Annotated in this window: 4 protein-coding genes; 3 read left to right on the plus strand and 1 reads right to left on the minus strand. The window is 51.4% G+C overall.

Features of this window, described 5'->3' with window-relative positions:
- Positions 1–1,340: phosphoenolpyruvate carboxylase (locus C5S61_RS01050; RefSeq protein ID WP_124033359.1), on the minus strand; the 1,340-nt coding region annotated here is incomplete at its 3' end.
- 173 nt (positions 1,341–1,513) lie between these two features.
- Between C5S61_RS01050 and trhA the strand changes: the two genes are divergently transcribed.
- The 3 genes from trhA (at position 1,514) to C5S61_RS01065 (ending at position 4,550) form a co-directional block, all read left to right on the plus strand.
- Positions 1,514–2,176 (plus strand): PAQR family membrane homeostasis protein TrhA, encoded by a 663-nt coding sequence (gene trhA / locus C5S61_RS01055; RefSeq protein WP_110513283.1) that lies wholly within the window; start codon positions 1,514–1,516, stop codon positions 2,174–2,176.
- 130 nt (positions 2,177–2,306) lie between these two features.
- Positions 2,307–3,758, plus strand: coding sequence for an ArnT family glycosyltransferase (locus tag C5S61_RS01060; RefSeq protein ID WP_110513284.1), 1,452 nt, complete (start codon positions 2,307–2,309; stop codon positions 3,756–3,758).
- Positions 3,759–3,773: 15 nt separating this feature from the next.
- Positions 3,774–4,550 carry a DUF1295 domain-containing protein gene (locus C5S61_RS01065; RefSeq protein ID WP_110513285.1) on the plus strand — a complete coding sequence of 259 codons (777 nt, stop codon included), beginning with the start codon at positions 3,774–3,776 and terminating at the stop codon, positions 4,548–4,550.
- Positions 4,551–4,746 lie beyond the last annotated feature (196 nt).

Below are 4,746 nucleotides of genomic sequence, written 5' to 3' on the forward strand. Positions count from 1 at the left end.
GCAAATGGGCGGGCGCTGTGCAACTCGCGGTTAAGCAACTCCAGCCGTTGTTCTTCCGTCCAACTGCTAAAGTGATAATCGCTGAATCCGGCGGCTTGCAGCAATTGCTCAATTGCCAAATCGTGGAATTTGCTGTTTTGGCGAATATCGAGCACCGCGCTGTGAAAGCCCAAGCTTTGCACACTGCGGATTACTGGCTGAAGATCGTTGAGCGCCAACCGTTGCGCACCAACCGCGTTCAGTTGCTCGGCCAAAAATTGCAAATCGGCCACAACCTCGTTGCTTGTGCGATAGTGCCAAGGCTGGCGTGGCTGGCCTGCTTCGGGCAAACGCGCAATGCTGAGGTTGATCCATTGTCGCCATGGCTCCTCGGGATTGCGCGCCAAAGCGATTTGACCCTGTTGGCCAAGCGCGGCGGCAGTGCTATCGAGGGCAGCAAGCAAAGCACTGGGCGGTGGCTGCAAACGGTCGGATAAGCTTAATTTGATCACTAATTGGACTAATTGCTCGTGCAGCACATCGAGCGCATTGCGGCGTAATTCTTGTAGGGCAAAGCGCGTGACCGCAGCCGTGACCAAGGGATGGCCATCGCGATCGCCGCCAACCCATGTGCCAAATTGCACATGTGGCAATTGCGCAGTTTGTGGCAACAGACTCAGTTCAAAGCCTTGGAGTTGCCAAGCCTGTTGCAAACGCAGATCAAGCGTGGCAAGGCTGGCGGGAAAAACATGGCGCAAATAATGAATAATATTACGCAATTCATCGGCAACATCGGGCTTGGCCAGGAAAATTTCGCCAGTGCGCCAAAGCCGCTCAAGCTCGACTTTAATTTCATTGCGCAAGGCTTGTTGCTCAAGCGGAGTCCAAATTGGGTTCTCACGCTTGACCAAGAGCAAATACAAGCGTCGATAATGCTCAAGCATGGTTGCCCGTTTGGCCTCGGTTGGATGCGCCGTCAGTACTGGCTCAACCTGAATTTGGCCTAGCGCAGCGGCAATTTGCTCGGCGCTGAAGCCTGCTTGGCTCAAGCTTTGCAGGGTATTGCCCCACAAACCAACTTCAGCGTTGAAGCCCTCGGCTGATTCACGCAGGCGGCGTTGTTGGGCAGCGGCATTTTCCTCGACCATATTCAGCAATTGAAAGCTGAGCGAGGCCGCTTGAATTGCCCGTTCTGGAGAGATTGGGGCATGAGTTGGGATTGTTGTGGGCAACCCAAGATAGCCAGCAAGGTCAGCCTCGCCTAACTCGTGCAATACTTCAGCGAAACAGGTTAACAAAAATTCAGCGTCATGGTCAGCTTTAATCAAATCGGCAAAATCGTAGCTTGGCAAATTGGCCATGGCAAATACCTCGAACTACAGGAATCTTCACTCTCGTGGTGCAACGCTGCGCGCCAAGTATAGCAAAAATCGCTCGCTTGGCTAGCCTAAAAGAACTATACCTGATACTACAAAGTACTTTGCAATACGAGGTATAATACACATCAGCAAACCATCGCTTAACTGGAGGTTATATGGCAAAAGCAATGCAAGAGCGCAACGTGCACTACTCAGAATATTCAGCCGCCGAAGAATTGGCCAACGCGATTACCCATGGCATTGGGGTCGCCTTGAGCGTGGCAGGCTTGGTGATTTTATTGGTCATGGCGATTAACACTGGCGATCCATGGCGCATCGCCAGCTTCACAGTCTATGGGCTGAGCTTGATTTGTATGTATCTGGCCTCGACGCTGTATCATAGCATTCGCAACCCACGCGCCAAATATTTGCTCAAAATTTTCGATCATTGTGCAATTTATTTGTTGATTGCAGGCACCTACACGCCGATTTTGTTGGTCAGCTTACAAACCAGCTTGGCTTGGACGTTATTTGGCTTGATTTGGGGCTGTGCTTTTGCAGGGATCTGCTTTAAATTATTTTTCATTAAGCGCTTTGAACTGCTTTCGACCTTGATGTACGTGGGCATGGGCTGGCTCTCAGTGATGGCGTGGGATGATATGGTGGCAAGTTTGCCGGGCGGGGCTTTTGCCTTGCTGGTAGCTGGTGGCCTGACTTACACTGCTGGCGTAATTTTCTATCGCTGGGAAAAATTGCCCTACAACCACGCCATTTGGCATGGCTTTGTGATGGGCGGCAGCGTTTGCCACTTCTTGGTGATGGCGCTGTATCTCGGCTAAAACAAAGCTCAAATCTTAATTAAATGGCTCAGCCAGCATTAATTTGCACGGCTGGGCTATTTTTTAGGCTTTTTGCCAATTTACCAGTATCATTGCGGCTAGCAATCTTTTGGTGTGGGGGATTAAAGCCATGTTGCGACGTTTTCGGCGGCGACGCTTGGCCTTGTGGGCAGTGATTGGCGCGGTTTGTGGCCTGATTTGGCTGCTGCGCATGCCGTTGCATCAACTGCCGCTTGAGCGCGATGAAGCTGCCTATGCCGTAATTGCCCGCGATTGGGCCGATGGGGCGATTCCCTACCGCGACCGTTTTGACCATAAACCGCCGTTTGTCTATGCTGCCTATGCTCCGCCTGTTTTAGTTGGCACAGAGCCTGTGCAGGCAATTCGGGTTTGGGCAACGCTCTGGCTGTTGGTCACAACCTTGGTGATGTGGCGCGCTGGGCGGCGCTTGTGGCGCTCCGAGGTTGCAGGCGTGCTGACAGCAATCTTGGTGGCAAGCTGGAATAGCGCCGTTTTTCTGCAAGGCGTGACCTTCAACAGCGAAGCGATTATGCTCTTGCCAAGTGGCTTGGTCTTGCTGTTTGGCCTGAAAGCGCTTGATAGCGGGCAAAAAGCTTGGTGGATGCTTGCAGGAATTGCGGCGGCGCTGGCGATTTTGGCCAAACCAGTAGCGCTCTTAATCGTGCCAGCGCTGTTTGTCACAACCCTGGCGATTAAAGGCGATGTCAACGAACGGATTGGGCGCGCAATTCTGATTGTCGATGGCTTGGCATTAGTGTTGATTCCAACCGTGCTCTATTTTGCGATTGCTGGTGGCTGGAGCGATTTTGTTGAAGCCAACTGGACCTATAACACAACCTATTTGCAGCAAACCAATGCCACCGTCAGCCAACTTTGGCCAATTTGGCGCTCGTTGCTGCTTTTAGTGGTGGCGGGCATTATGGGCGCAACGCTGGCATGGCGACGGCGGCGCTACTGGCCAAGTTTGATCCTCGCTGGTTTATGGAGCCTTGGCTTGATTGCCAGTGCCTTTGTCAGTTTGCGCGCCTATCCCCATTATTATCAGGCGCTGGTGCCAGCCTTGGCAGTGTTTGCTGGTGGTTTGGCCAAAGTACGCTTTGGCTTTTTGCAGCAATACAAAGATTTTTCGATTGTTTTGATTGCGGTTTTGCTGGCGCTTTTGCCCTTGAGCAGCCTCTGGCCGTTGTATAATAAGACTCCCGAAGCCCAAATTGAACAACTGTATGGCGTTGATGGCCGCGAATTCTTTGCCCTCGCGCCTAAAGTGGTCGAATGGATCGATAGCAATGTGGGCCAGCAAACCAGTGTCTGGGTGTGGGCTGCCGAGCCAGAAATTTACTTGTATGGTCAGTATGCGGTTCCAAGCCGTTTTCCCTACGATTATCCCTTAGCAATTTTACCCAATGCGCTCGACGAGACGTTGCAACAGTTACGCAGCAAACCGCCAAAAGTCATTGTGACCTATGGCGCGGTACGCCCGATGGGCTTTGATGCCATGCTGCAAGTTGCGCCCTATCGAATGCGTGTGCATTTGGGTGGTTATGATATTTGGGTGCGTTAGCCGTGTGAGGTTCGAATGAGTTTTTGGCTAATTTGGGGGTTGGGTTTGGCAGTCGTGATGGTTCCGCTGACGCTGGCGTGGTTGTGGAGTGTCAAAATTACCAATGCCAGCATTGTGGATATTTGCTGGGGCATGTGTTTTGTGGCTTTAACCTGGTGGTATTTTAGCCAAGCCCAAGGCGATGACCAACGCAAACTACTTATCAGCAGCTTGGTGACGATTTGGGGTTTGCGCTTAACGCTCTACATTGGCTGGCGCAATTGGGGCAAGCCAGAAGATTTTCGTTATGTTGAGTTTCGGCGGCGCTACGGAGCCAAGCGCTATTGGTGGTTTAGCTTTTTCCAAGTATTTTTGCTCCAAGGCATCTTGGCGTTGATTATTTCAGTAACCTTGCTTGGTGCCCAAACTGGGGTTAAAAGCTGGAACTGGATCGATTATTTAGCGATTGCAGTTTGGCTAATTGGCTTTAGTTTTGAGGCCTTTGGCGATTGGCAACTCAGCCGCTTCAAGGCCAATCCGGCCAATAAAGGCCAAGTGCTACGCTCTGGTTTATGGCGCTACACGCGGCACCCCAATTATTTTGGCGATTCGGCAGTGTGGTGGGGCTATGCGCTCTTTTCAATTGCCGCTGGCAGCTATTGGCAAATTATCGGCGCATTGCTCATGACCTTGTTGATTATTCGAGTTTCCGGCGTGATGCTCTTAGAACGCACCTTGGTCAAAACCAAGCCTCAATATGCAGATTACATTGCCAAAACCAGCGCTTTCTTGCCGTGGTTTCCAAAAAACTAAACAACGAGTGTAACCGAGTTTAACGCAGAGGCGCAGCGTTAGTATGGCTATGGGCTATGGGCTATGGGCTAGCGAAGTTTGGTTTAAAATCAGAATAATCGTTCCGACAGTCAAAAGCCATAACATCTCCGCACCTCTGCGTTAAAGCCCAATCCCCGATCTGTCTCTTATACACGTCTCCGAGCCCACGAGACTA

Source organism: Herpetosiphon llansteffanensis (assembly GCF_003205875.1).
Classification (GTDB): domain Bacteria; phylum Chloroflexota; class Chloroflexia; order Chloroflexales; family Herpetosiphonaceae; genus Herpetosiphon; species Herpetosiphon llansteffanensis.